A 24,840-nucleotide genomic window follows, 5' to 3' on the forward strand; every position below is an offset into this window, starting at 1 on the left:
CCGGAGGCGTTCGCCGTTCGTTAGGCGGCGAACGCGCGTCCGGGAAGCATGTCGAAATATCAAAAAACGACATATCAACATATCAAAGATTTGCCATTATTCAGTAATACAGGAGAAGAGGGGGATACTCTCATGACAAAATTCAATATCCGTACGCTTGCGGGCGCAGCCGTATCAGCGGCTACGCTGCTGGCGCTGGCGCCGCTGGGCGTGGCCAACGCGGCCGGTCCGACCATCGACCTGAGCACGGCCCAGGGCGAGACCATCACCATCAATTCCGCAGAGGGCAACCTCAAGGGCCACAAGTTCGCCGCGGTGAAGATCGGTGATTACCAGAACGCGAATGGCGACGCCTCGACCCACACGCTTTCCAGCGTGTCCGTCGGCACCGTGTCGACCCTGAAGACCGCCGCGAAGCAGGCTTTGGTCGACGCGAAGAACGTCGCCCATATCTCGGCCGCCGAGGATACGGCGTATGTGGACAACCCCGTGGGCGAAGTCGCTTCGAAGTGGCTCGGCTATGGAACGTCCGGTGCGGATATCACGTCGAACACCCCTACGGCGGTGAGCCCGAGCAAGCACGGCTACGACGGCAACCTGCGTACCTTCGTCACCAAGCTCAGCGGCAGCGCCGACTTCCAGAGCAAGATCGGTGCCTCCAACTCCACCGTCGCTTCGGATTCCAAGAGCGCCACGGTTCCCGTCGACGCCCCGGGCATGTACATCGTCGAGGACGTGACTTCCGACTTCTCGTCGGCAGCCGTCGGCAAGTCGCGCAAGGCTTCCATCCCGATGCTGGTGAGCACCGGGATCACCACCAAGAGCGGCAATGATACGACCGTTTACAACAAGCTGGGTTCAAAGCCTCTGAACGGAGTCAACATGAAGAGCGATACACCGACGGTCAAGAAGGAGCTTGTCGGCAACGACAACGATCCGTCAATCGGTGGTATTCTGCACTACCAGCTCACCAGCTCGGTGCCGCTGACCACCGGTTTCGACCACTATATCTTCACCATGATCGATCAGCCGGCGCAAACCGGTCTGACCTATCAGAACGACGCCACGGTCACCGTCGGCGGCACATCTCTGATCAAGGATACGGACTACACGGTTGACGCCACGAAAACGTACCCCGACGGCAGCACCAAGTATGTGGTCTTCGATCTTTCCAAGTCCATTCTCAACCAGACGTATAAGGACGCTATCGTCATCACCTATACGATGAAGGTCAACGACCATGCGAACGGCGGCGCTCTGAAGAACGGCGTGACGCTCGGCTATTCCAACAACGTCAACAAGCAGCCTTCCGGCGACGGCGCGACGACCGGGGAAAACGGCGACGGCAAGGGCGAGGTCACCGACTGCTCCACTTCCAGCGTTACTCCCTGCACCAACGGCTCCATCACCAACGAAGGCGGCGACACCGACGACACCAGCGCCACCATCTACTTCCGCCACTTCGATTTGATCAACCTGAAGAAGGCCGACAGCACCGGCCTGGCGGGCGCGAAGTTCAAGGTGACCGACAAGTCCACCGGCAACGTCGTGAAGTTCAACAAGGTGGGCAACGGCTCTTATAAGAAGGCCGCCGACCAAAGCTCTACGAACGCGGTCTCCGAGCTTGAGGTCTTCGATGCCGCCGCTCCGGTCACCCACTCCGGCGACGAGCCGGCAAGTGATGGCCAGCTGCGCGTCGACGGTCTGAAGGAGGGCGACTACACCGTCACCGAGACGGCTGCGGCCCCCGGTTTCTCGGGCACGTTCCTGCCGTCCACGGATGTGACGCTGAAGGGCAACGACACCACGCCGGCCACGGACGCCTACACCAACACCAAGGACGCCGTGTTCGGCCTGATCGACGCGCACGAGACGTTGACCGACGTGGCGATGAATACCACGGGCGGCGCGATTCTGGTCAAGAACGTGAACTCGGTCTCGCAACTGCCGTTGACCGGCGGTGCTGGCGTGGTGCTGGCGCTGCTCGTGGTCGTGGCGCTGGCCGGTGCGACCAGCCTGCTGATCGTGACCCGCCGCAAGTTGAGCGAGTGAGCGCGGCTCGCGCGTTGGCCATTGGTCGGCGTCGCGGTAGGTCGCCGGCCGGCGTCGCGGTAGGTCGTCGCCTTTTGCAAAAGGGGATTGACGGCCGGCCGTGATCGCCGGTTGAAGGCCGCGAATTCTGTGTGTGCCCGAGAGGCTTTATCGGCTTCTCGGGCACCTTTATATATATGGACTATGTATGAACTACATATATGGCCTAGCGTTTGTCTGTTTTGGTATGTTTTATACGTTTTGCAGGTTTTATGCGTTTTTATACATATGGATTCAGCTTTGGCCGTCGCCGTCGCCGTCGCCGTCGGGCTTATCGTCGGATTGCTTTGAATCTGCTTCGGATTCTGTGTGAACGACCGGCTTGATGTTTTCCGGGCGCTGGGGGAGCGTCTGGCCGACCGGGATTTCGACGGTGATCATCGGCATCGGCATGGTCGAGGTGTCGATCTTCGGGTTCTGTTCCTGAGTGAGGACGAGTTCGCGCGCCTCTTCCTCGCTGCCAACCGTCGGCATGGAACCGGGCAGCGGCGAAGCCGACGTCTCGCGCATTACGATGCAGGCGATGCCGCTGAAAATCGCGAAGAACATGATATAGAAACCGGGCATATCGTGGTTGCCGGTGAGCGTAATCAGCGCCTGTGAGACCAACGGCGTGGTGCCGCCGAACAGGGAGACCGCGAAATTGTAGGAAAGTCCCATGCCGGAGAAGCGCGATTCGGTGGGGAACAGCGCCGGCAGCGTGCTCGCGGAGACGCCGGCGTAGAAGGCCACGGGGATGGCGATCATCGCCAGCGCGCCCTGGATGGCCCAGAACGTGCCGTGGTGCAGCAGCTGGAAGGCCGGGTAGACCAGCACGAACGTGGAGATCACGGCGATGGCGTAGATGGGCTTGCGGCCGATGATATCGGAAAGATGGCCGATCAGCGGCAGGCACAGCGCCATGATGACGAGCACCGGCACGGTCGCGGCGGCGGCCATGGTCGGCGTGGTGCCGACTTCCTCGCGCAGATAGGTCGGCATGTAGCTGGTGAGCACGTAGCCGGCGGTGTTGGTGGCCGCGACGATGGCCACGGCAATGAGTAGACGGCGCCAGTGGCGCTTGATGACGTACAGCATCGTGCCCGGGCGGTCCCAGCGCGATTCCTGCCTCCAAGCGGCTTCTCGGGCTTCGTGCGAAAGCTGGGCCTGTTCCGCTTCCTGGCGTTCCTGGTGCGCCGCGAACTGCGGGGTTTCGGGGATGTGGGTACGCAGAGCCATCGCGATGATGCCCAGCGGGATGGTGAGCAGATAGGGCACGCGCCAGCCGCCGTTGACCATGGCGTCCGCGCCCCAGCCGTGTTCGGCCACGACGGTGGTGATGGCCACCATACCCGCGCCGAACGCCGAGCCGATATAGGAACCCATGTCGAGCCAGGCGCTGTAGAAACCGCGCTTGCGATCGGGCGAGAATTCGGAGATATAGGTGGTTGCCCCGGAATATTCGCCGCCGGTCGAGAAGCCCTGCACCATCTGCAGCGCATAAAGCGGCATGATGGCCCAGGCCCCGATCTGATGGCTGGTGGGCAGAATGCCGATCAGCGCGGTGGAGACCACCATCATGCCCATCGTCAGGAACAGCACTTTCTGCCGGCCCACGCGGTCGCCGAGCGGTCCCAGGACGATGCCTCCGAGCGGCCGGACGAGGAAGCTCACCGCGAAGCCCAGCAGCATCACGATCAGGCTCATGCTCTTCGGCAGCCCGCTGGTGAAAACGCTCGCCATCGTCACCGCGAGATAGCCGTAGATGCCGAAATCGTACCATTCCATGAAGTTGCCGACCACGGTGCCGGCGATGGCCTGTTTCAGCGTCTTTTCCTCGACGACGGTGATGTCTTTGGTGCGCAAAAACTGACGGCGGATATGGATTTTCTGCATTTTCGGTTCGCCGGTTTTGCCTCGTTGCGGGCCCGTGCCTATATGCATTACATGCTTGACGCTTTGAATCGGATGGACTCCGCGCGGGGCATGTCCCGCGCTCTCCGCACCGCGGTTCTGGTTCTGATTTCCCGATGGTGACATGCAGGTCCGTCCTCTCGATATGCGTTTCATCTCGCCTGATGAGCGCTAACGCCAATTACTCCATGATAACTCTCCGTCCTTTTGATTCTCTTGTTGGGCTTAATCGCTGATTTGTCCGCTGCCGATAAGCGCGTTCTAAAAGCAGTATTGGACGGCTTTGAAAAACTTACGGGCTTGGGGCATATTCGGCCAAAAGTGGTTCTTTTGCAGTATTTCGAGGCAAACGGACGGATCGATGTGATATTCCTGCATGAGCGCGCAGACCAGTTCCACACGGCGCTTGTCGGGTACGGCGGTGCCGCTCATCAGCGCGATGTCGCAGGCCGTTCTGGTCGGCGAGGTCACTTTCAATCCCGCGATAGTGCTCATTTGGCCTTCCGGGACGCAACGGTCGTATGTTTTGATCGGTCGGCCGTATGCCATCGAGCGGAAATGCGAGCCCGAGATGATGTCGATGACATCGGGGAAATTGCCGCCCATCCATACCCATAGGGCGCTGCGGCCGCAGGCGATCGATCGGCTCGGCACGACTTTGGTCATGATGGTGCCCCTGCCGAAAAGCGTGTCCGAGTATTCGGCGAGATAGGCGCTGATGTCATCTAGACGGTGCAGGGCGCCGAAACCATCGAGCCGGTTCATGCTTAAGGGTCCAGGCAGATCGCGGTTGCTCATGAGCATGGGCGTGGTGCGGTTGATGGGTGGTGGTGCGGTATTGGTGCTGAAGTTGCCGGGAGCCATCGGGGCGTCGCCGTGTCCGAGTGTCGGGGTGTTGCCGAGGCCAAGCGTCGGTGCGTTGGACTCGAAGCGTACGTTCAGACCGTTTTCGCTTTTGGGGCTTCCGGCTTTGCGGTTGCGTTGTTTCCTGCCGAGAATGCCGCGCCTGCCGGTATGGCCGTTTGCGTGGCTGCTGCTGTGGCTGCTGGTGTGATCGCTGTCGTGCCCCTTGGCGTGGCCGTCAGTATGCGCGCCAGCGTGTCCGGTGATATGTCCATTGGTATGCCCGTCAGTATGCCCGTAGTTTTGGTTCTGGTTCGCCGGCGGCGTTGCGTTCGGCGGTGGACGCCCGGTCCCTGCGTATTCGCGCGGACCGGCGGGTTTGCGAGAGTACAGGTTTACTGTGTGCTGTGTGTCCATTGTTGTAGTGTTCATGCGTGCAATATAGCTATGTCATCGTGTGATTGGCAAATCCGAAAATACAAAAAGTGGATATGTGCACAACTGGTGGCTGCATCGACGAAATTGTGGACGACACGGTCGATAAGTAGTCAAGTTCCGCTCATTGTCTTGCATTTGTCTGGCCTGCTTCGCGTGAAAGCCCTCCGCTGTCCCCGCTGGGCCCAATAATCGGTAGTTATGACTCATATTTTGGTGAACGTTGCATGGCCGTATGCGAACGGCCCCCGCCATATCGGCCACGTAGCCGGTTTCGGCGTGCCTTCCGACGTGTACGCGCGCTACGAACGTATGAAGGGCAACGATGTCCTGATGGTTTCCGGCACCGACGAACACGGCACCCCGATTCTGGTCGAGGCGGACAAGGAAGGGGTGAGCCCGCAGGAGCTGGCCAACCGCTACAATCGCGTCATCGCCAAGGACCTCTGCAATCTGGGCTTGAGCTACGACCTCTTCACCCGCACCACGACGGGCAACCACGAGCACGTCGTCCAGGAGCTGTTCAAGCAGTGCCTGAAGAACGGGTACATATATAAAGGTACGCAGAAGGTTGCGATTTCGCCTTCCACCGGCCGCACCTTGCCCGACCGCTACATCGAGGGCACCTGCCCGATCTGCGGGGCCGACGGCGCTCGCGGCGACCAGTGCGACAACTGCGGCAACGAACTCGACCCGGACGAGCTGATCAACCCCGTCTCCAAGATCAACGGCGAGAAGCCGGAATTCAAGGAGACCGAGCACTTCTTCCTCGACCTGCCGGCGCTCGCCGAGGCCAATCTTGCATGGCTCAAGACCCGCAAGGGCTGGCGTACCAACGTCATCAACTTCTCGCTGGGCCTCTTCAAGGAGGTCAAGCCGCGTGCCATCACCCGCGACATCGACTGGGGCATCCCCGTGCCGGTCGACGGCTGGATCGACAACCCCAACAAGAAGCTCTACGTCTGGTTCGACGCGGTCATCGGCTACCTTTCGGCCTCGATCGAGTGGGCGCGGCGCAAAGGCGAGCCTGACGCGTGGAAGAAATGGTGGAACGATCCGCAGTCCCCGGCCTATTACTTCATGGGCAAAGACAACATCACCTTCCATTCCCAGATCTGGCCTTCCGAAATGCTCGCCTACAACGGCGAAGGCTCCAAGGGCGGCGAGCCGGGCGAATACGGCAGGCTCAATATGCCCGAGCAGGTCGTTGCCAGCGAGTTCATGACCATGGAGGGCAAGAAGTTCAGCTCCTCGCGCGGCATCGTCATCTATGTCAAGGACATTCTGGCGCGTTACCCCGTCGATGCCGTTAGGTATTACATTTCGATAGCTGGGCCGGAGACCTCTGACGCCGATTTCACCTGGTCGGAGTTCGTGCGTCACAACAACGAGGAACTTGCCGCAAGTTGGGGCAACCTGGTCAATCGCGTTGCCAACCTCATGTACAAGAACTTCGGCGAGATTCCGGAACTTGACGAGGATTCCATGACCGCCGAAGACCGCGCGCTCTTGGAAGAGACGGCCACCGCTTTCGACACGGTCGGCGGGCTCATCGAGCATCACCACCAGAAGAACGCCCTGAACGAGGCGATGAAAGTCGTCGGCGACATCAACAAGTACATCTCCGCGGTCGAGCCTTGGAAGATCAAGGACGACCCCAAGCGTCTCGGCACCGTGCTGCACACGTGTGCACAGGCCGTTTCGGATGCGAACCATCTGCTCGCCCCGTTCCTGCCGCAGGCCGCGCAGAAGGTCTGGGAGGCGCTCGGCGGCGTCGGTACGTTCTCGCCGTTGCCACATATCGAGGAAGTCGAGGATCTCGACAAGCCCGGTTTCACCTATCCGATCATCACCGGAGACTACGAGCTTGGCCGCACGGTGCATCCTTGGCGCAGTGAGCCGTTGATCGCGGGTACGACGGTGCCGAAGCCCTCGCCTATCTTCCAGAAGATTCCGAAAGAGGCCATCACCGAAGAGCTGGAACGCTTCGAGGCCGACTTGGAGGCCCGCAAGGAGGCCGAGGCGAAACGTCTGGCGGAAGCCAAGGAAGAGCTCGCCGAGAACAAGAAATCTGAGTAGACGGCCTTCGCCTTGGTGACCCCGAATGTATGAGATTTCAAACCCCGCCGTGACGTGTGTCGTCGGCGGGGTTTGTGCTTTGAGCTGAGCTTTTGTGGCTAGGGATTTCGCTTGTGAGCCAACGCTCGGCTCTCATTTACTGTTTATGGATGGGGAATATGTCTAGCGAAAGACAGATAAAAGTGTCGGCGGTCACATATTGAGACTTATTATTACAAAATCGTTACACTTTTCACAGACTTCTTTGAGTTCAGCGCATACTTTTTCCAAGGAGAATGCTGTTATATTAGAGATGTCAGCAGTTAAACCGCTGGCGAGATTCTTCTTTGAATCCCATAATTGAACCTTCTTCTCTCTTCTCTCGCCCGGCGGCTTTCTCTCCGCCGGGCATCTCTTTTTCTGCAGGTTCTGATTTGATGCTCTTCAACGATTAAGACCAACAAAACGAGGCCCGCACATTCCGAAAGTGGAAGCGTGAGCCTCGTTCTAGATTTCCCGAACCTCTCGCCTCAGTCGCAACGGGCGCTGAGCGCCTCCCACGGTTCGAGAATCGTCGGTTCGGCGGCAGTGGCCTTGAGCGTTTTCTCGTCCAGGAACTCCTTGCGGATGATGACCTCGGTGACGAACTGGTCGAACCATTCGCCGTCGGCCACATAGTAGCCGTCATCGCCGTTGTCTTTGCCCCAGCTGTTCTCGATCTTCCAGCGATCGGGCTGTCCGTCTTTATCGAGATTGACACCGGTGATGGTCATAGCGTGGTTGCTCGGGTAATCGCCGTATTCAAGGCCGTGCGCCTTGTCGATGCTGAAATCCATTCCGAACAGCTCGTCGACCCGTACCGCGTCTTTGCTGAAATAGCCGCTGTCGCGCAGACTGTATTGCATGCAATCGCAAGCGAACCAGATCGGGTGCCCTGCCTTCACCTGGTCGACGGCCGCCTTGCGCAGCACGTCGATGGGAACGTTGATGAAGTCGAGATTGCCGGTTTCGGCAACGTTGGTGGAGTACTTGAGCTGGAAATGCGTGTAGTACGGTCGGCTCGGCATCGGGTTGTTGCATACCGTCACGAAATCGTCCACGTCAACCGGGACGTACTTGCGGTAGAACTGCAAGGGCGTGATGCCGATTTCCACGATCTGCTTGCGTTCGTCGATGCCGGATTCGCCCTGGGCGCTCTTGGTTTTGGCGTCGGCTGTAGCTGTAGCTGCGGATGTACCGCCATCCACTTTGGCCACCTTGGTGTTTGTGTCGTCGGCCTTCTTCTTGCCGCTGTCCGAATCCTTATCGTCGTCGCCGTCCTTGACGCGCGCTCGCCAATCGAACGTGGCAGGCGGCTCGCCCAAGGCGATGGCGCAGATGCGGTAGATGTCCTCCATGTATTTCTTCTTGAACGCACGCAGCTCGTCGGTGCCGGCACCCTGCTCGTGATGCTCGCGCAGCGCGATGGCGAACTGGCGCAGCTTGGTGGTCAGATACTGCGTGAACGCGTCGGAATTCTTGGAATTCGCGGATTCCGGGTAGGCGGATTTCGGCACCAGCCCGTACTTGTCGACCAGATTGACGAACATCTGCCACCAGCCGCCGTCGTCGGCCGGATAGCTGTTGATCGCCTCGAAAGTACGGCTGTCGGTCGGCTCGTCGAGTGTGGCCAGCACGTTTTCCAGATAGGTGTTCGACTTCTCGAACTTGTCCCAGAAGAACAGATAGGTCTCAGAGAACTCGAAGTTCTCAAGCTTGAAGCGGTGCATCAGCTCGTAGCGCAGGGTGTTGAGCGCGGCGAACATCCAGCAGCGTCCGCTTTGGCGCTGGTTGGTGATGGTGCCCTGCTTCAGCTCGATCGAGAAATCGTGCGCAAGCTCGCGGGTGCCGGCGTAGCTGGTCGCGGCCCTGAGCACGCCGTTGCTGACCGCGGCGTTCGCGGCGACGTGGTTGGCGCGGGCTGCGGGTTGCGTATTGTACGCTTCGTGGTATTGGCGCACGTCGTCGACGCTCATCGCCACCTGTGCGGTGGAAGTGCCGGGTTCTGCCGCTTCATCGTCTGTGGTCTGGTTCTCGCTCATCTTGCCTCCATTGCTATATGCTCATATCTTATCGTGGGACTTGTCTTCTGCGGGCTTGCGGTTCATGGGGTCGGCCGGGTGTCCGGGCTGGGGCGGATTGCGGCATCGTCGTGTTGCGGTGTTGCTGTATTGGGTCACAAGGTTGTGCGTCGCCGTGTTGTGCGTTGCGCCCAGCGGCAAGCGAGCGTCCGGTGCTTCGGATACTTCGCGCTCTTGCCTTAGACTGGATGCGGATGTATCTAACCAAGGAAGGTCTTTTATGAAATATAGCGAATTAGGCACGTCGGGCGTAAAAGCTTCGCGCGTGGCTCTCGGAGCGATGCGTATTCGCAGCAAAAGCAGGGACGAGGCTCAGGAAATCGTGCGTACCGCGCTGGACGGCGGCATCAATTTCTTCGATACCGCGGATTGCTATGGCGATGGCGCCAGCAGCAGGGAGCTCGGTCAGGCGCTGCAGGATGTGAAGGCCGACCGCAGCAAGATCTATGTGCAGACCAAATTCGGCATTCACAGGGAACACGACCACGATGGCAGCAACCGTTATGATTTCACCAAGGATTATCTGGTCGGCGAACTCGACAAGGAACTGACGAACCTGCAAACCGATTATGTCGATTTCGTGCTGCTGCACCGCCCTGATCAGCTGATGGAGCTTGAAGAGGTCGCCGAGGCGTTCAACGAGCTGCAGAGCAGCGGCAAGGTCCGCCATTTCGGCGTCAGCAATTTCAGCCCGATGCAGGTCGAGCTGCTGCAGAGCGGTCTCGACCAGAAGCTCGAGGTCAACCAGCTGCAGTTCGGGCTCGGGCACACCGGCATGGTGCGCCAGGAGATGCACGTCAACATGACCGATGCGCCGAGCGTCGACCACGACGGCGGGCTCATCAGCTACTCGCGTCTGCGCCACATGACGATCCAGGCGTGGAGCCCCTTCCAGTTCGGCTTCTTCGAGGGCGTGTTCATCGACAACCCGAAGTTCCCCGAGCTCAACGAGACCATGCAGCGCGTGGCCGATGCGCACGGCGTCACCAAGAACGCGATCGCCGTGGCGTGGATCCTGCGCCATCCCGCGCACATGCAGGTGTTGCTCGGCTCGATGACGCCGAGCCGTCTGCGCGAGATGATGGCCGGAACCGACGTCGAGCTGAGTGCTCAGGAGTGGTACGACCTCTACTTCGCCGCCGGCAACGATCTGCCGTAAATCGCTGATTCAACATATTCATGCGGGTAAACTGCATCTGGTTTCGGCTCAGGTGCAGTTTACCCGCATTTTGTATCTATGCGCGTCGAGGATGCTGGTAGACGGACTTTGTCTCGCTGCTAGGTGCAGTTTCCCAGCACGAGTTTCCCAGCACGAGTGAGTGTGAATAAGGGATTCTGTTATGTTGCTGCTGGTAAACGGCATTGGGCGATTGGTTATATGCAGGTTTCCAGCAGCAAAGGACTTATGCGGATTCGTAAGCTCGAACGATATGATTCTGCGGTGACTGGCCTGGGTGCTTTCAGGTTGCTGTAATCCGGCGTTGCTAGGGTAGGGGCGTGCACTACTTCACCCCGAAACGTTGCGCCAGCTCGCGCAAGATCATCTACCACGACAAGGCCCAAGCCGAGCGCGCCGCCCGGCAGGCCTTCATCGAGCGCGATGCCGAGCTGTGGGTGTACCGGTGCGAATATTGCGGTGGCTGGCATCTGACCCACCACGATCCGAAAGAGGAACAGTTCCTGCGCGGTATCAGCGCACAGGCCGCCGCGCGACGTGCGAAGCCTCATTCGCGCAAGCGCGGGTTCAAGCCGCGGCGGCGTTAATCCGCGATTGCGGACGATGATGTTGGCGAGGCCCACTGTCATCGGGCGATTCGACGTGCTGGAAGTCGGGAAGGGGATACGTCCACGCGAGGAAGTGGCCTTATATACGCTAATGCCTCCGAGGTGCTGGAATTTCGACGTCTCGGAGGCATTCGTCTGGTGCCGATACGGCTCAGCGGTCGAAGCGGAAGTGCTGGTCCTCGGCGACAGGCGTGACCGAGCGGCTGAAGACGCCGCGGTCGACCGAGTTGTTCGCGATTTGGTCGCTGAAGGCGTCGACGGGGCGTTCGGTGTTGCGCAGATCGTAATACTTATGGACGGTGTTGTCGAAAGCGTCGAGCCCGTGCAGCAATTGCGCGTCATCGGCCGGGTAGCGGTCGACGAAGAACTGGTCGTCGCGCTCCATGCGCGGCTTCAGCGCCGGCGACTGGTCGGGCTTGCCGATGGCGAGGCCGAGCACCGGGTAGGTGAATTCCGGCAGGTGCAGCAGCTCGATGAGCTTGCGCGGATTGTTCAACACGGAACCGAGAATCACACAGCCCAGATCCAGCGAATAGGCGGCGGTCTCCATGGCGTGCAGCGCAAGAACCGCGTCGTTCTGCGCCTGGGTGAAGCGATAGCTGGAGTTCAGCGTGAATTCGTCGGAGTGGACGTCGACGCCTTTGCGTGTGGCGATGGCGGCGTTGCGGTGCTCGTCGGCCACGAAAATGTAGAGCAACGGGGCTTCGGCCACGTAGGTCTGGTGGGCGATTTCGGCGATGGCGCCTTTGACGGCCTGATCCTCAACGCGGATGGCCGACCAATCCTGCAGATACTGGCTTGATGCCGCGTGCTGCGCCACGATTTCCAGCGTCGCAACGGTTTGCTCGTCGATGGCATCCGACTTGAACTTGCGGATCGAGCGGCGGTTGAGCAACGTCTCGATGGTTTCGTTGGTACGTAGATTATTTAGAGATTCAGTCATAGTCATATTCTCGCAGAATCAAGGTGGAATACGCCAGTGATTTTTCGCTCTGAGTAAGACGACAGATGTGATATCGGTATCTATTTTCTACCGCGACGGTTCTGGCGACGGGTGACCAGCGCGTTCGAACCGCGCGTGCCGAGCGATGAGATGACGGAACCGAATGCTGCCGAGGCTGCGGCGAAGATGACGCTGGCGATAAAGCCTTGCTGCTGGGCGTCTTCGGCGGTGCCGCCTGCGCCTGCTGACCGGCGCCTGCGCGTGATTTGGCTGTCCCAAACGGTTTTGAACGCCTTGCCCGCCAACGCTCCCAGAACGGTGGGCAGGACGATTTTGACGATTTTGTCGCCCAATGTGTCTGGATCTTGCAAACGGTTCTGGCGCATGGTTTCTACTTTCTGGTCGACGCGGTGAAGGCTTTCGACGATGCGGTCGGCGGATGAAGATGTGGTTGAAGTGAATGAGGATGGAGTTGCCGACGAAGCTGATGACGATTTTGGAGCTGGAGCTGAAGTCGAGGGGAAAGAGTCTTTGCCACTATGTAATGCACTATTGTCGTCGTCTGTCTGAACCGCAGTTTCGCCTGAGCCGCCGGGTTCCGCCGAATGGTCTGAAGAACCGGCGCCCGCAGATGCGGAAGGCATGAAGGAATTCCATGCAGGCGATTGGTCCTGCACGGAAGCGGCGGCGAGTTCCTGACCGGCGGGTTTTCGATCGGCTTCTTTCACCGCGGTTTTGCTGTGACGTGCATGCATGATTCCATGATAGACGGCGCACTGTCCTCGGCTGTCTGCGGTGCCATCAGCAAAATGCCGCTCGCCGCATTTTCCGTGGCGACGTGCCCGGCCCGCGTTAAAGTGGCACTATGAGTGATTATCTTACTTCGGGCGAAGGCGCTTCGGAACCTGGTTACTTGGTGTTGTTGCGTCACGGTCAGACCGCGTGGAGTGTCAGCGGGCAATATACAGGGCGCACGGACGTGCCGTTGAACGCAGAGGGGCGGCGGCAGGCGATGGCCGGCGGAAAACGATTGCGTGAGGCGTTTCCGGACGGTTTCGGACGTGGACATATTTTTTCGAGCCCGTTGCATCGCGCCCGCGAGACCGCGCAATTGGCGGGTTATTCGGATTTCGAGACGCTTGACGATCTCGAAGAGTGGGATTACGGCCCCGCCGAGGGGCGTCGGCGTGAGGAAGTCAGCTCGGCGATCGGACACGATTGGTGCGTGTGGGACGAGGGGCCTGAGACATTGCCTGCACAATTGCAGGGTGATTGGGTCTGCACGCTGCCTGACGGCGAGAAGATCGATGTCCACAGCGGAGCCGGCGAGACAGTGGATGAGGGCGCGGCCCGCGCCCGGCGGGTGATTGAACGGGTGACGCCGCTGATCCTTGCCGGCCACAACGTCCTGCTCGTCGCGCACGCCCATATCCTGCGTATCATCACCACCCAGTGGTTGCGTGTCGACCCGAGCGCTGGCCGACTTCTGCGTTTCGACACCGCCCACTACTCGCAGCTCGGCTACTACAAAAACGACCCCGTCATCGTCCGCTGGAACGTGTGAATCAATGCGGCACTGAGCCAATATGCCTTCAGAAAACAAAAGTGGTTGAACCTTTATGGATTTTGGGTTCAGCCACTTCTTGTTGGTGTGATTTGTCGGATCTACTCGTCGAGCAGCAGCCAGGCGCTCGCGTCCTGCGAGAGCTTGCCGTCGGCGTTGAGCGGTGCCGAGGTCAGCAGGGTCTTGCCGCCGGGCAGCGCAACCGGGGCGGCGCCGAAGTTGGTGACGCTCACGAAACGCTGGCCGTCCGCGGTCTTGGCCGGGCGCGTGTAGGCGATGACGTCATGGCCCATGTCCAGCATCTTGATGGAATCGTGGTCGCCGGTGGCGGTGAGCAGTTGCGCACGCAGCTCCAGAATCTCGCGGTAGAAGCTCAACATACTCTGCGGGTCGGCCGCTTCCTTGTCGGCTGCGAAATCCTTATACCACAACGGCTGCGGAAGATGCGGCTCAGCGCTCGGACTGCCGTCGGCCTTGGTGGCCGGGGAGAAGCCGAATGAGGCACCTTCGCCGAAAGCCCCGTCCTCGCTCCAGCTGGCGGATTTCGGCTCGTCGCCGGCAACCCAGGGCAGCGGCACGCGGCAACCGTCGCGGCCCTTGTCGCTGAAGTTGCGCGCGGTGCGGAACGGCGTCGGGTCCTCCAGGCGGTCCCACGGAATGTTCGGCACCTCGAAGAGGCCGAGTTCCTCGCCCTGGTAGATGTAGACGGATCCGGGCAGGCCGAACTCCATCATCGCTGCGGCGCGTGCGCGGCGTGTGCCGAGCTCGCGGTCCTCGATGTAGGTCTTGCCGTCGCGTAGCAGCCAATCGGTGGGGATCTGGTGCTGGCCGTTGGCTTTGACCTGCGGCAGACCGTAGCGGGAGGCGTTGCGCGGGATGTCGTGGTTGCTCATCACCCATGTCGAGGTGGAGCCGCCGCTCTGTGCCGCGGATTCGAGGCCCTCGGTGATGGCGGTGCGCATCTCGTCGACGTCCCAGTTGGCCTTGGCGAACTCGAAGTTGAAGACCTGGCCGAGCTCGTCGGGGGAGGCGTAGAGATGCTGGTGCTCGGGGACGACCCAGGCCTCGCCGACGGCGAAACGCGGCGGGTTGTACTCGTTGAAGACCTGACGCCACTCCTTGTAGATCTCATGGACTTCAGGGCGGTCCCACATCGGGTTCTTGCCATCGTGGCTGACGTTGTTTTCCACGCTGTATTCGCGGCCGAGTTCTTCCAGCGATTTGCTGTCGAAGTCCTTGGCCAGTCCATGGGCCACGTCGATGCGGAACCCGTCGACGCCGTGGTCACTCCAGAAGCGGAAAGTCTCTTTGAATTCCTCGTGGATGTCGGGGTTCTTCCAGTTGACGTCGGGCTGTTCGGCGGCGAAGATGTGGAAGTACCACTGGCCGTCGTCGACCTGCTTCCAGGCCGGGCCGCCGAAAAGCGACTGCCAGTCGTTCGGCGGCAGTTCACCGTTCTTGCCGCGTCCTTCACGGAAGATGTAGCGGTCGCGCGCAGCACTGCCGCGTCCGGCCTTGAGCGCTTCTTTAAAGAACCGATGCTTGTCGGAGGTGTGGTTCGGCACGATGTCGACGATCACCTTGATCCCGGAACCGTGCGCCGTGGTGACCATCTTGTCGAAATCGTCCATCGTGCCGAGCCGCGGGTCGACGTTTCGGTAGTCGATGACGTCATAGCCGCCGTCGGCGAGCTCGGAAGGATAGAACGGCGAAAGCCAGATCGCGTCCACGCCCAGCGTCTTCAGATAGTCCATCTTCTCGGTGATGCCGGCGATGTCGCCCAATCCGTCGCCGTTGACGTCCTTGAAGCTGCGTGGATAGACCTGATAGACGACGGCCTGCTTCCACCAGTCGTCGCGTGTGTTGTTGGCGGTCATTGGTTTCCTTTCGTTACGGCTGTTGGCAATAGGCGGGTTCTCGCCGTGCCCTTACCTGGCCTTTATTTTGACAACGTTATCATATTGATGATTAGTGTAATCAAAAAGCCAAGAGACTAAAATAATTATATCATTGATTACGTTTCCAGTATCTAAAGTGCATAATTTCGTTTCGATGATTGTGATTGTATCGGAATCTGCATCTCCTCACGATTTGCCGCGATATGCTGCGGTGGGCATGTAGGCATAAGAGGAGGTTTTCGTCATATCGCGTGAAACAGGATGCAACGGCTTGTATTGCATGTCGCGCATTTCGGGTTGTTCCGTTGCTGACGTGTCTGCCGGCGTGGGTGGGGCCGTGGTGTTCCGCAGCATCAATGGCACTTCGAAAACGACGTACTGATCGTCGCTCTTGTCAGCGGTTCCGTCTTTGCCGATTTCACTGCCGTCTGCTATGTCTTCGGTATCGCTGGCCTTGCCGCTCATGGCTTCCAGGGTTTTGCGGGCCGCAACGGCGCCGAGCTTGTAGGGATCCTGATGCATGGTGGTCAGGCCGATTTCCCCGGACAGCTCGATGTCGTCGAAACCGATGATCGACAGGTCGCGTGGTACTTCGCGTCCGAATTGCCGCAGCCGGTAAGCAATGGGCAATGCGACTTCGTCTTTGATAATACAGACGGCGGTAAGTTGCGGTTTTGCGGTCAAAATGGCGTTGATCGTGTGGTCGGCGAAATGAGCGTCGTCATCAAATAACAATTCCTGCGGGCGGATGCCGGGGTGGGTCGCGCACGCTTCGCGAAACCCTTCCAGGCGTGATTCCGCGCTGTAACGGAGCTGACGGTGATTGGTCTGCCCGATATACCCGATATCGCGATGGCCAAGTGCGGCCAGATGGTCGACCGCCGTGTGCATGGCGCCTTTGTCGTCGATGCCAACCGTCGCGTCAAAACCGGCGGAAGACGGCACATTGATGCCTATAACCGGGACGTGCATGCTTTTCAGACGTGTGACTTCCTGCGGGTCGATGTCGAAAGAATCGACGATGACTGCGTCCACATTGCGGCGCACCGGAAGATTCATGAAGAAATCGCGGCGTTCGGTCGTTGTTGTCATCTGGTACACCGAGATGTCATATCCGGCCGGGTGAAGGACCGAATCAAGCCCGGAGAAAACGTGTGCGTCGAACCAGGTCGACACCCCGTCGCTGGTGAGCAACGCGACGCGCATAGTCTGTCCGCTTTTGAGGGCCGCCGCAGAGCGCGAAATATGGAAATCAAGTTTTTCGGCTACTTTGAGGACTTTCTCGCGGGTTTGTGACGAGACCAGATCTGGTTTGGTGAATGTGCGGGAGACTGTCGAGATTGAAACTCCCGCGGTCTTGGCGACCTGTTTGATGTCTGTTGTCATTTCTCGCCTTCGTGAAGAAATTAGAAAGTCCTACCTATTGATAGTACCGGTAAGTTCAGGATGAATATACTTCCGGAATCGCGGTTTTTTCAAATTGACAGCTTTACAGTTATCAGCTAGTATTCAAAATACCTAAGCGATTAGGTAAATTCAAGGAGGATAGATGAGAAAGTCACTGAAGACGGTTCTTGCTGTCGTAACCAGCATCGCTGCTCTTGTGTCAGTTGCCGGTTGCGGGCGCTCTGACAGTACGGCGAACAAAGACAGTTCAGCTGTATCCGAGATGGATTCCTCAAAGGCCAAAGGAAACATTTCCGTTTGGGCGATGGGGAACGAAGGCGAGAAAATGCGCAACTTTGTCAAGGGTTTTGAAAAGGAAAACCCCGATGCAAAGGTTACGGTAACCTCGATTCCATGGACCAGCTACAAGGAGAAATTCCAGACTGCAATCGCGGCCGGTACCGGTCCCGATCTGGTTATGATTGGTAATACAGATATGGCAACGTATGGTAGCGCGTTGTCTGAGGTTCCAAAGAACTTTAACCTAAGCGATTTGGATAAAGGCCTGAAAAAGAGTGCTTTTGTCAAGAACAAGCAGATCGGCGTGCCTTGGTATGTGGATACTCGTGTCGTGTTTTATCGTACGGATATCGCAAAGCAGGCCGGATGGGATCATGCCCCGACCACTTGGGACGAACTGAAGGAAATGGCTACGGCCATGAAGAAGGTGCCCGGGGTCGACTATGGCATTTTCATCCCCGTCGGAGGTTTCGACAGCTTCCAGGCCATGATGCCGTTCGGTTTCACCAATGGTGCCGATTTGGTATCCAAAGATAATAAGAAATACACGTTTGATACCCCTGAACTCAAGGGGGCCATGAATTATGTGGCCGGTTACTTCAAAGATGGTTTGGCCGATCCCAGCCCGGAAGTAACGCCTGGCTATGATATGGCCCAGTTCGCGTCGGGCAAGGCTCCGATGATGATCGGAGGCCCGACCACGATCGGTCAGGTCAGCGATTTGGGTGGTTCCGGCTTTGGCGACAAGTTCGCTACGGCCGTGTTGCCCGCGAAGAGCAAGGGAGGAAAGTCGACTTCTTATGTAGGCGGCTGCAACTTCAGCGTGTTCAAGACCTCGAAGAACAAGCAGTCTGCTTGGAAGTTCATCAAGTGGTTCACTTCCCCGAAGACCGAAGTGGCTTGGTACAAGGCCACCACGGATTTGCCCGCGTCCTCGAAGGCCTGGCAAGACCAGACCCTCGCGACCGATACCAAACTCACCGCGTTCCACAAGCAGTTGAGCAGCACGCATTCCATGCCTGTCACCACTACCTGGGGCCAGATGGGCTCGGCGGCCGACAAGGTTTATGAGAAGATCTGCAAGGGTCAAGTCAGTGTTGATGATGGTTTGAAGCAAATGCAGCAGCAGGCGGATTCCATCGGAACAGGAATGTGAAATTGAAGGATAAGCGTCTTACTAGGCGCGCCGGACGGCGTCGTGGAAACATGGGTGTTCTGCGGCGCCGTCGCACGGCAATTGCGTGGGGTTTTGCGCTGCCCTTTGTTATTGTGTTTGCGGCTTTTATGCTGATTCCGTTGTTGTCATCCCTGGCGATGTCGTTTACCGATATCACTGTGCAGGACGTCAGAACGCCGTTCAACGTAAATTTCATCGGCTTGCAGAATTACGTTAAGCTGTTCCAGGATCCACGTTACACAAAGTCCCTTGTCACAACGGGCATTTTCGTGGTTATCGGCCTTCCTCTGACCATGATTATCGCTTTGGCGTTCGCGGTTTCTCTGAATAAGGGTCTGCAGCACGTCAATACGTTTTTCCGTGCATTGTTCTATGCGCCAGTGGTGGCGAGTACGGTCGCCGTCTCCGTGGTATGGCGCTATATTCTGCAAAAGGACGGTTTGCTGAATACCGTTTTGGCGGTGTTCGGCATTCAGGGGCCTAACTGGTTGCATGACACTCACACTGCTCTGTTCGCTTTGATGGTGATGACCATTTGGCGCAATATGGGCACTTTGATGATCATCTTCCTGGCCGGGCTTCAGTCGATTCCGGAGGATGTGATGGAGGCGGCCGCCATCGACGGGGCATCGGAATGGAGAAAATTCCGATCGATTACTCTGCCTCTGATGAAACCGACGCTTCTGCTCGGCATGGTGCTGCAGTCGGTGACATATCTGCAGTTCTTCGAAGAATCGTTCGTCATGACCCAAGGCGGGCCTTTGGATTCGACGTTGTCCGCTTCCTACTACATTTACGAAAAGTTCGGATTCGGACAATATGGCGTATCCTCGGCGGCAAGCTATGTCCTGTTCTTCATCATCGCGGTTGTCAGTGTCCTGCAATTCAGGCTTATGAGGACTAAGGATTAGGGGAGAAAATGAGTACTGTAACAATGTCTCCTACTTCTATCCCACACGAGAACAAGCAATCTCTGTGGACAAGATTTAGAAAAGCGCACGGGATCACCTATGTGATTTTGGCTTTTATCGCGTTTGTCTGGATTTTCCCCTTCTTCTGGATGATTCTGGGGTCGTTGAAGACGCAACGCGAAATCATGGCCATTCCTCCGACGTTGTGGCCGAAACACGCAACGCTGTCGAATTTCATGAAGTGGTTCACCCAGCTTGATTTCGGCAATTATTTCATCAACAGCATGGTTGTCGCGATCATTGTGATGCTGGGTAATATGGTGTTCTGCTCCATGGTGGGCTATGCTTTGGCGAAAATCGACTTTGCAGGAAAGAATGTCTTGTTCGGTATGGTCATGGTCACCTTGATGGTTCCCGGAGTAGCCACGTTCGTTCCCCTTTTCGTCGAAATCACGAATCTGCATCTGTTGAATTCCTATGCTTCGCTGATTCTGCCGTTCCTGGCTCAGCCAATCGGCGTCTTCCTGATGCGTCAGTTCATGGCAGGCATACCTGATGCCCTTCTTGAAGCCGGACGCATCGACGGAGCCGGGGAGCTGAGGATTTTCTTCCAGATTGTTCTGCCTGAATGCAAGCCTCCTCTGGCGACGCTTGCCGTCCTTACATTCCTCTCGAGCTGGAACAACTTCCTCTGGCCGCTTGTCGCGGCTCAGTCCAACAAGATGTATACGTTGCCTGTGGCGTTGTCGCTATATTCGACAGGTCAGAACGCCACGGACTACAGTGTTTTGCTGGCAGGTGCGGTACTGGTCATCACTCCTATCCTTCTGCTGTTCATCTTCTTGCAGAAGTACTTCATCCAGGGTGTTGCCATGACCGGCATCAAGTAATAAAAACAGAATGCAGTGTTTGCAGCGCTCGGCGGGTTTTATGGTTGAAGCCGCTGGGGTTGCAATGCGGTTGAGGGTTTAAACCAGTGGAGTCAACAAGGTTTAAGCCCTCAAACTCTGTAATGTTGAATAGTAATAAATTTTTTTTTAGAGAAAGAACTAATCAAAGATGGAATCACTGACTCGGACTATGCCGTTTGTGAGCAGGTCGATCACGGCTGAGAACCCCGATGGAGCAAAGGGCAAAGGGGGAAGGGCCAGCAGTGAATTGGGGCCTTCAAGAAAAGGAGCCCCATGCCTGAAGAATATAGCGAGCGGCGCTTCGGTGAACTTGGCCGATATTTCCGGGCCCGGCTGCATCACCCATCTCTGGTTCACTGTCAACAGCAAAACCGATTCGGCTCATCATTTTGTTTTAAGAGATCTGTTGTTGCGTTTCTATTGGGATGATGAAGCCACCCCGTCGGTAGAGTGTCCATTGGGGGATTTCTTCTGCAACGGTTTTGGCGCTACGTGTGCGTTTTCTTCATTCCCCGTCGTCGTTGCCCCTAACCGCGGGCTGAACTGCTACTGGCGTATGCCTTTTGCCAGGCACGCGCGTATCGAACTTGTCAACCAACACGAAAATCCGATTCCTGATTTCTTCTATCAGGTGGACTATGTGCTTTACGACGATCCGTTGCCGGCCGACACCGTTTATTTCCACGCGCAATGGCGCCGTCAGGCGATTACCGAGAAACAGTCGGACTATGTCATTCTAGACAATGTGAACGGCTCCGGGCATTATGTCGGCACTTATCTTGCGCTGGCATCGTTGGAACGAGGATGGTGGGGAGAAGGCGAGATGAAGTTCTATATCGACGATGACGGCGAGTACCCGACGATTTGCGGCACCGGTACCGAAGACTATTTTGGAGGTGCCTGGAGCTTCATGGACCAGGACAGAAAGGAGACGTTTGAACGCAATTACACCGCTCCATTCATCGGTTACCCATACTATTCCCGTCATGACCCGTTGGAACCCAGCCTTTACCATAATGATGACATGAACCCGGAGCGCGGTATGTATCGTTGGCACATCCCCGACCCGATTGTGTTCCGCAAAAACCTGCGTGTGACGCTGCAGCAGATCGGCAGCAGGGAAGGCGGTAATTTTGAACGGCAGGATGACATTTCAAGCGTAGCCTATTGGTACCAGTGTGAGCCGCATACGGTCTTTCCGCCTATGGTATCCGCCGATGAACGCAGGCCAAGGTAGGCAGCAAAACTATAGGTAGGATTTACGGGCGAACCCTCCTCGGTTTTCGGACTGAATGTGGGCTAGGCCAAAGGTGCGCGGCCGGTAGTGTTTCGCGGAACTATTGGAGCCGGAATCAGGGTATGCGGTTCGCTCAAATCTTGTCCATTGAGAAGCGTCAGCAGCTTTTGGGCGGCGATTTGGCCGATTTTCCTTAAGGGCTGCGACACAGAAGAGATGCCGGTCAGTTCGGAGACATTTGAAGAATCGAAGCCGATGACTGAAACCTGTTGAGGTATGCTGATCCCGTTGTGTATCAGTTCGGTACAGGTCGCCAATGCGCAATCGTCGGATAGGGTGCATATTGCAGTCGGAGGATTCTCCATTGACAGAAGCCTTGCGATAATTTGACGGGCAGGGCGCTCGCCGTTTTTGGGCATTACGAAGATTCCGCAATCGGTGAGATGCCTTTCGGCGATGGCATCTTGATAGCCCAGGATTCGCTTATCGGAACTCCATTCATAATCGGGCAGTAAATTCTCTTGATCAATGAAACAGAAGCGTTTATGGCCTAATCCGGCAAGATAACCTACCACATCTTTCAACGCCTGACGGTCGTCTATTTTTACAGAGCCTTGGCAACAGGTGTCACTATCCGAATTGACTGAAATAATCGGCATCCCCATGGTGGTGAGCGCGTTGCTTTCTTCGCTGTTCAATGTGAAGGATGCGATGAGCCCGTCGGCGTTACGGTTTGCAGGGAGGTTTGCGAAGTATTTTTTCCGTTCATCATCGTTTCCCGCACGATAGACCAGCAAATCATAACCTTTAGGGCTTAGTACGTCGTAAACGCCGTCTTGCAGATTCCCGTTGGACCAGCCTGTCAGCTGATCGCCGAGAAGAAGGGCGATACGGTCTGTTTTCCCGCTTGCAAGAGCGGCGGCCGCCTTCGACGCCGTGTAGTTGAGGCTTTTGGCTGCTTCGATGACACGTTGCTGGGTTGTGGCTGCCACATTCGGCTTGTTCTGGAGTGCCCGCGATGCGGTAAAAGTGGATACGTTCGCCAGCTTGGCAACGTCGGCTATGGTCGCCTTCTTTTTCATTTGGTGCCGCTCCTAATCGCTTATGCTCCCTATAATACTCAGAGGCGTGATTGTTTTGTTTTGAAGATTATTCGAACGGATACTTGCAAACCCCAACCGGCACGGATGCGGTCCATGAGCTCGATGACCCGCAGGGTGTCAGCGTGGCGATGGCACCCTGCATTCGCGAGCGAATTGTTGTGCCCGGCCAAGGTCATGTGCCCCGATTGCCTCAGCTGTAGAAAATCGATATGCAAGGCGATCCCATATATCAAGGCTGAGTATAATTATCGAGTTCAGACTCGGTCAGGCATCTAATGACAGAGATTCAAACAATGCCGGCATCCAGCCGCCATTGAATGGCAGAACGCCGGTGGTTGAAAAATGTGTAATAAGTAATATACTAAAATATGGTAAGCGTTTACATTTGCGTGATTCCAGTGTTTTAAAGGTTAAATAATAGTTTTTACCGTAATTCAAGGAGGAAGTATGAAAGCGGTTGTTCTCGAGAAAAAAGGCGTGATCAATGTTCGTCAGGTGCCTGATGTTGAGTCTCCCGGGCCCGGTGAATTGCGAATCGCTCCCCATACAGTCGGCATATGCGGGTCGGATCTGCATTATTACACGCATGGACGCGTTGGAAAATATGTAGTCGAAAGTCCGATGATACTCGGGCACGAGGCCTCGGGCACCGTTCTTGAAGTAGGGCCGGGGGTGACGGGGTTCAAGGTAGGCGATCGCGTCGCGTTGGAGCCCGGCATCCCCGACATGTATTCGAGAGCCGCCAAACTCGGGCTTTACAACATTGATCCCAGCGTGCGTTTCTTTGCCACCCCGCCTGTCGACGGTTGCCTTTCCGAAGAGGTCATTCACCCTGCGGCGTTTACCTATAAGCTGCCGGACAATATGAGCTTTGGCGAAGGTGCCCTGCTTGAGCCGCTTTCTGTCGGCATGTGGGCAGCGACGAAAGCCGCGATCAAACCCGGAGATATCGGGGTGGTGACGGGAGCGGGAACGGTTGGTTTGATGACCGCGGCCTCCGCTTTGGCGGGCGGTTGCTCCAAGGTGCTCATTTCAGACACGTCGAAAGAGAAGCTTGATATCGCCCGGACGATTGATGGTGTGGTCCCGGTCGATATCACCAAGGAGGATCTCATCGCGCGTGTCAATGAGGAAACAGACGGCTGGGGCGCTGACAGGGTCTTCGAGGCATCAGGCAATCTGAAGTCCTACGACAATCTCTGGAAATTGGGCGCCCCGGGTAACACCACTGTCATTATCGGCATCCCACCGTCCGGCGATGTCCCTATGGATATCACCGAAGTACAGGCGCGTGAGACGAGAATCGAGAACGTCTTCCGGTATGCCAACGTCTATCAGAAGGCCATCGATCTCGTTTCGTCCGGTAAGATTAAAATCGGCTCTTTCATTTCCAAGGTCTTTGACATGGACGACGCGAAGCAGGCTTTTGACCGGGTCGCCGAAGCTCATCCGGAAGACGTCAAGATTCAGATTGAAGTGGATTAGTTTGTCTTTCGTATTACAGTGAGCAATGCGTGCTTGTCGGGAATGGAGTGGGGATGGGTTGGCTTTCACCTGATTCTAAATTCATGCGAGGGTTGTCGGATCTGACGGATGCGATCTGGGTCAATATCCTGATGCTGCTTATTTCCATTCCATTCATCACAATCGGTGCGGCGCTCACGGCGGGTCATGATGCCCTTCGCCGCACGTTAAGCGGTGAAGGGCATGTCACCAAAAATTTCTTTCATTCTTTTGTCTCGAATTTCCGGCAGGCGACGTTGCTCTGGCTGGTGTTCGGGCTGACGGGTTTGGCGCTTGCGTACAGTTGGATCGTCCTCCAGATCACGCCATTGCTTATACCAAAATTCGCTCTCACCATTGTCTGGATCATCGGTTTCGAGTGGGTGTGGGCGCTTCAGGCGAGGTTTGAAAATACCGTTTGGTCGACATTGAAGAATGCTTTTATATTCGGTGTCTCCTACATAGGTTCGACATTGGCTCTCGCTTTTGCGGACTTGTTGTTTCTGGGCCTTATAGCAGCTTCCTGGTTCTATCTGCCGCAAGGGGAGTTTCTTTTGATAGTGCTTGGGTACGGGTCGATTCTTCTGGTGCACATACCGATCCTCGAGCACGTTTTTGGACAATATATCAACAACGTATAAATCTGGCCGGAGCGGGTCAATAATGGTCTCGCCTCGTAACG

19 protein-coding genes are annotated in these 24,840 nt (G+C 57.0%); 11 read left to right on the top strand and 8 right to left on the bottom strand.

The window, feature by feature from the left end; genetic code table 11:
• Window positions 1-132 precede the first annotated feature (132 nt).
• A complete protein-coding gene (locus tag OZX75_RS07655) occupies window positions 133-2,052 on the top strand; it encodes an isopeptide-forming domain-containing fimbrial protein (protein ID WP_277146048.1) in 1,920 nt (639 codons plus the stop codon).
• Between the two features lie 273 nt (window positions 2,053-2,325).
• Here the strand turns inward: OZX75_RS07655 and OZX75_RS07660 are convergent, their stop codons facing one another.
• Both OZX75_RS07660 and OZX75_RS07665 read right to left on the bottom strand, forming a co-directional pair.
• Window positions 2,326-4,110 (bottom strand): MFS transporter, encoded by a 1,785-nt coding sequence (locus OZX75_RS07660; RefSeq protein WP_277146049.1) that lies wholly within the window; start codon window positions 4,108-4,110, stop codon window positions 2,326-2,328.
• A 135-nt stretch (window positions 4,111-4,245) separates the two neighbouring features.
• Window positions 4,246-5,259 carry a hypothetical protein gene (locus OZX75_RS07665; RefSeq protein WP_277146050.1) on the bottom strand — a complete coding sequence of 338 codons (1,014 nt, stop codon included), beginning with the start codon at window positions 5,257-5,259 and terminating at the stop codon, window positions 4,246-4,248.
• 204 nt (window positions 5,260-5,463) lie between these two features.
• Between OZX75_RS07665 and metG the strand changes: the two genes are divergently transcribed.
• Window positions 5,464-7,341 carry a methionine--tRNA ligase gene (gene metG / locus OZX75_RS07670; RefSeq protein WP_277146051.1) on the top strand — a complete coding sequence of 626 codons (1,878 nt, stop codon included), beginning with the start codon at window positions 5,464-5,466 and terminating at the stop codon, window positions 7,339-7,341.
• Window positions 7,342-7,850: 509 nt separating this feature from the next.
• Here the strand turns inward: metG and OZX75_RS07675 are convergent.
• Window positions 7,851-9,335, bottom strand: coding sequence for a C1 family peptidase (locus OZX75_RS07675; RefSeq protein WP_277147513.1), 1,485 nt, complete (start codon window positions 9,333-9,335; stop codon window positions 7,851-7,853).
• A gap of 325 nt (window positions 9,336-9,660) precedes the next feature.
• On the opposite strand from OZX75_RS07675, the gene OZX75_RS07680 reads away from it, so the two are divergent.
• Together OZX75_RS07680 and OZX75_RS07685 are read left to right on the top strand one after the other, a co-directional pair.
• Window positions 9,661-10,599 carry an aldo/keto reductase gene (locus OZX75_RS07680; protein WP_277146052.1) on the top strand — a complete coding sequence of 313 codons (939 nt, stop codon included), beginning with the start codon at window positions 9,661-9,663 and terminating at the stop codon, window positions 10,597-10,599.
• A gap of 338 nt (window positions 10,600-10,937) precedes the next feature.
• On the top strand, window positions 10,938-11,204 hold the full coding sequence (locus tag OZX75_RS07685; RefSeq protein ID WP_277146053.1) for a hypothetical protein: 267 nt from the start codon (window positions 10,938-10,940) through the stop codon (window positions 11,202-11,204).
• A 172-nt stretch (window positions 11,205-11,376) separates the two neighbouring features.
• Here OZX75_RS07685 and OZX75_RS07690 read toward each other — a convergent pair whose 3' ends face one another.
• Together OZX75_RS07690 and OZX75_RS07695 are read right to left on the bottom strand one after the other, a co-directional pair.
• On the bottom strand, window positions 11,377-12,168 hold the full coding sequence (locus OZX75_RS07690) for a nitroreductase family protein (RefSeq protein ID WP_277146054.1): 792 nt from the start codon (window positions 12,166-12,168) through the stop codon (window positions 11,377-11,379).
• 80 nt (window positions 12,169-12,248) lie between these two features.
• Window positions 12,249-12,923: a DUF4235 domain-containing protein gene (locus OZX75_RS07695; protein ID WP_277146055.1), complete on the bottom strand. Its 675-nt coding sequence runs from the start codon at window positions 12,921-12,923 to the stop codon at window positions 12,249-12,251.
• 110 nt (window positions 12,924-13,033) lie between these two features.
• Here OZX75_RS07695 and OZX75_RS07700 point away from each other — a divergent pair, with 110 nt between their 5' ends.
• Window positions 13,034-13,732: a histidine phosphatase family protein gene (locus OZX75_RS07700; protein ID WP_277146056.1), complete on the top strand. Its 699-nt coding sequence runs from the start codon at window positions 13,034-13,036 to the stop codon at window positions 13,730-13,732.
• Window positions 13,733-13,833: 101 nt separating this feature from the next.
• Here the strand turns inward: OZX75_RS07700 and OZX75_RS07705 are convergent, their stop codons facing one another.
• Together OZX75_RS07705 and OZX75_RS07710 are read right to left on the bottom strand one after the other, a co-directional pair.
• Window positions 13,834-15,609, bottom strand: a complete 1,776-nt coding sequence (locus OZX75_RS07705; protein WP_277146057.1) for a glycoside hydrolase family 13 protein — start codon at window positions 15,607-15,609, stop codon at window positions 13,834-13,836.
• A 207-nt stretch (window positions 15,610-15,816) separates the two neighbouring features.
• On the bottom strand, window positions 15,817-17,016 hold the full coding sequence (locus OZX75_RS07710) for a LacI family DNA-binding transcriptional regulator (protein ID WP_277146058.1): 1,200 nt from the start codon (window positions 17,014-17,016) through the stop codon (window positions 15,817-15,819).
• A gap of 163 nt (window positions 17,017-17,179) precedes the next feature.
• Between OZX75_RS07710 and OZX75_RS07715 the strand changes: the two genes are divergently transcribed.
• The 4 genes from OZX75_RS07715 to OZX75_RS07730 all read left to right on the top strand — a co-directional run bounded on the left by OZX75_RS07715 (window position 17,180) and on the right by OZX75_RS07730 (window position 21,552).
• On the top strand, window positions 17,180-18,472 hold the full coding sequence (locus OZX75_RS07715) for an extracellular solute-binding protein (protein WP_277146059.1): 1,293 nt from the start codon (window positions 17,180-17,182) through the stop codon (window positions 18,470-18,472).
• A 50-nt stretch (window positions 18,473-18,522) separates the two neighbouring features.
• Entirely contained in the window at window positions 18,523-19,404 is an 882-nt protein-coding gene (locus OZX75_RS07720; protein WP_277146060.1) for a carbohydrate ABC transporter permease, read from the top strand.
• 101 nt (window positions 19,405-19,505) lie between these two features.
• Window positions 19,506-20,294 (top strand): carbohydrate ABC transporter permease, encoded by a 789-nt coding sequence (locus OZX75_RS07725; protein WP_277146061.1) that lies wholly within the window; start codon window positions 19,506-19,508, stop codon window positions 20,292-20,294.
• Between the two features lie 169 nt (window positions 20,295-20,463).
• A complete protein-coding gene (locus OZX75_RS07730) occupies window positions 20,464-21,552 on the top strand; it encodes a glycoside hydrolase family 172 protein (protein ID WP_277159971.1) in 1,089 nt (362 codons plus the stop codon).
• A 62-nt stretch (window positions 21,553-21,614) separates the two neighbouring features.
• Here OZX75_RS07730 and OZX75_RS07735 read toward each other — a convergent pair whose 3' ends face one another.
• Entirely contained in the window at window positions 21,615-22,634 is a 1,020-nt protein-coding gene (locus tag OZX75_RS07735) for a LacI family DNA-binding transcriptional regulator (RefSeq protein ID WP_277146063.1), read from the bottom strand.
• Between the two features lie 468 nt (window positions 22,635-23,102).
• Here OZX75_RS07735 and OZX75_RS07740 point away from each other — a divergent pair, with 468 nt between their 5' ends.
• Complete coding sequence (locus OZX75_RS07740) at window positions 23,103-24,140, top strand: NAD(P)-dependent alcohol dehydrogenase (protein WP_277146064.1); 1,038 nt, start codon at window positions 23,103-23,105, stop codon at window positions 24,138-24,140.
• A gap of 53 nt (window positions 24,141-24,193) precedes the next feature.
• A complete protein-coding gene (locus tag OZX75_RS07745; protein ID WP_277146065.1) occupies window positions 24,194-24,799 on the top strand; it encodes a DUF624 domain-containing protein in 606 nt (201 codons plus the stop codon).
• Window positions 24,800-24,840: the final 41 nt, after the last annotated feature.

The organism is Bifidobacterium sp. ESL0800 (assembly GCF_029395355.1).
GTDB lineage: Bacteria > Actinomycetota > Actinomycetes > Actinomycetales > Bifidobacteriaceae > Bifidobacterium.

Coding starts and splice junctions, on each gene's coding strand:
- OZX75_RS07680 (WP_277146052.1), top strand. CDS start 9,661: ATGAAATATAGCGAATTAGGCACGTCGGGCGTAAAAGCTTCGCGCGTG.
- OZX75_RS07695 (WP_277146055.1), bottom strand. CDS start 12,923: ATGCATGCACGTCACAGCAAAACCGCGGTGAAAGAAGCCGATCGAAAA.
- OZX75_RS07655 (WP_277146048.1), top strand. CDS start 133: ATGACAAAATTCAATATCCGTACGCTTGCGGGCGCAGCCGTATCAGCG.
- OZX75_RS07665 (WP_277146050.1), bottom strand. CDS start 5,259: ATGAACACTACAACAATGGACACACAGCACACAGTAAACCTGTACTCT.
- OZX75_RS07740 (WP_277146064.1), top strand. CDS start 23,103: ATGAAAGCGGTTGTTCTCGAGAAAAAAGGCGTGATCAATGTTCGTCAG.
- OZX75_RS07710 (WP_277146058.1), bottom strand. CDS start 17,016: ATGACAACAGACATCAAACAGGTCGCCAAGACCGCGGGAGTTTCAATC.
- OZX75_RS07735 (WP_277146063.1), bottom strand. CDS start 22,634: ATGAAAAAGAAGGCGACCATAGCCGACGTTGCCAAGCTGGCGAACGTA.
- OZX75_RS07690 (WP_277146054.1), bottom strand. CDS start 12,168: ATGACTGAATCTCTAAATAATCTACGTACCAACGAAACCATCGAGACG.
- OZX75_RS07700 (WP_277146056.1), top strand. CDS start 13,034: ATGAGTGATTATCTTACTTCGGGCGAAGGCGCTTCGGAACCTGGTTAC.
- OZX75_RS07745 (WP_277146065.1), top strand. CDS start 24,194: ATGGGTTGGCTTTCACCTGATTCTAAATTCATGCGAGGGTTGTCGGAT.
- OZX75_RS07705 (WP_277146057.1), bottom strand. CDS start 15,609: ATGACCGCCAACAACACACGCGACGACTGGTGGAAGCAGGCCGTCGTC.
- OZX75_RS07660 (WP_277146049.1), bottom strand. CDS start 4,110: ATGTCACCATCGGGAAATCAGAACCAGAACCGCGGTGCGGAGAGCGCG.
- OZX75_RS07675 (WP_277147513.1), bottom strand. CDS start 9,335: ATGAGCGTCGACGACGTGCGCCAATACCACGAAGCGTACAATACGCAA.
- metG (WP_277146051.1), top strand. CDS start 5,464: ATGACTCATATTTTGGTGAACGTTGCATGGCCGTATGCGAACGGCCCC.
- OZX75_RS07730 (WP_277159971.1), top strand. CDS start 20,464: ATGGAATCACTGACTCGGACTATGCCGTTTGTGAGCAGGTCGATCACG.
- OZX75_RS07715 (WP_277146059.1), top strand. CDS start 17,180: ATGAGAAAGTCACTGAAGACGGTTCTTGCTGTCGTAACCAGCATCGCT.
- OZX75_RS07720 (WP_277146060.1), top strand. CDS start 18,523: ATGGGTGTTCTGCGGCGCCGTCGCACGGCAATTGCGTGGGGTTTTGCG.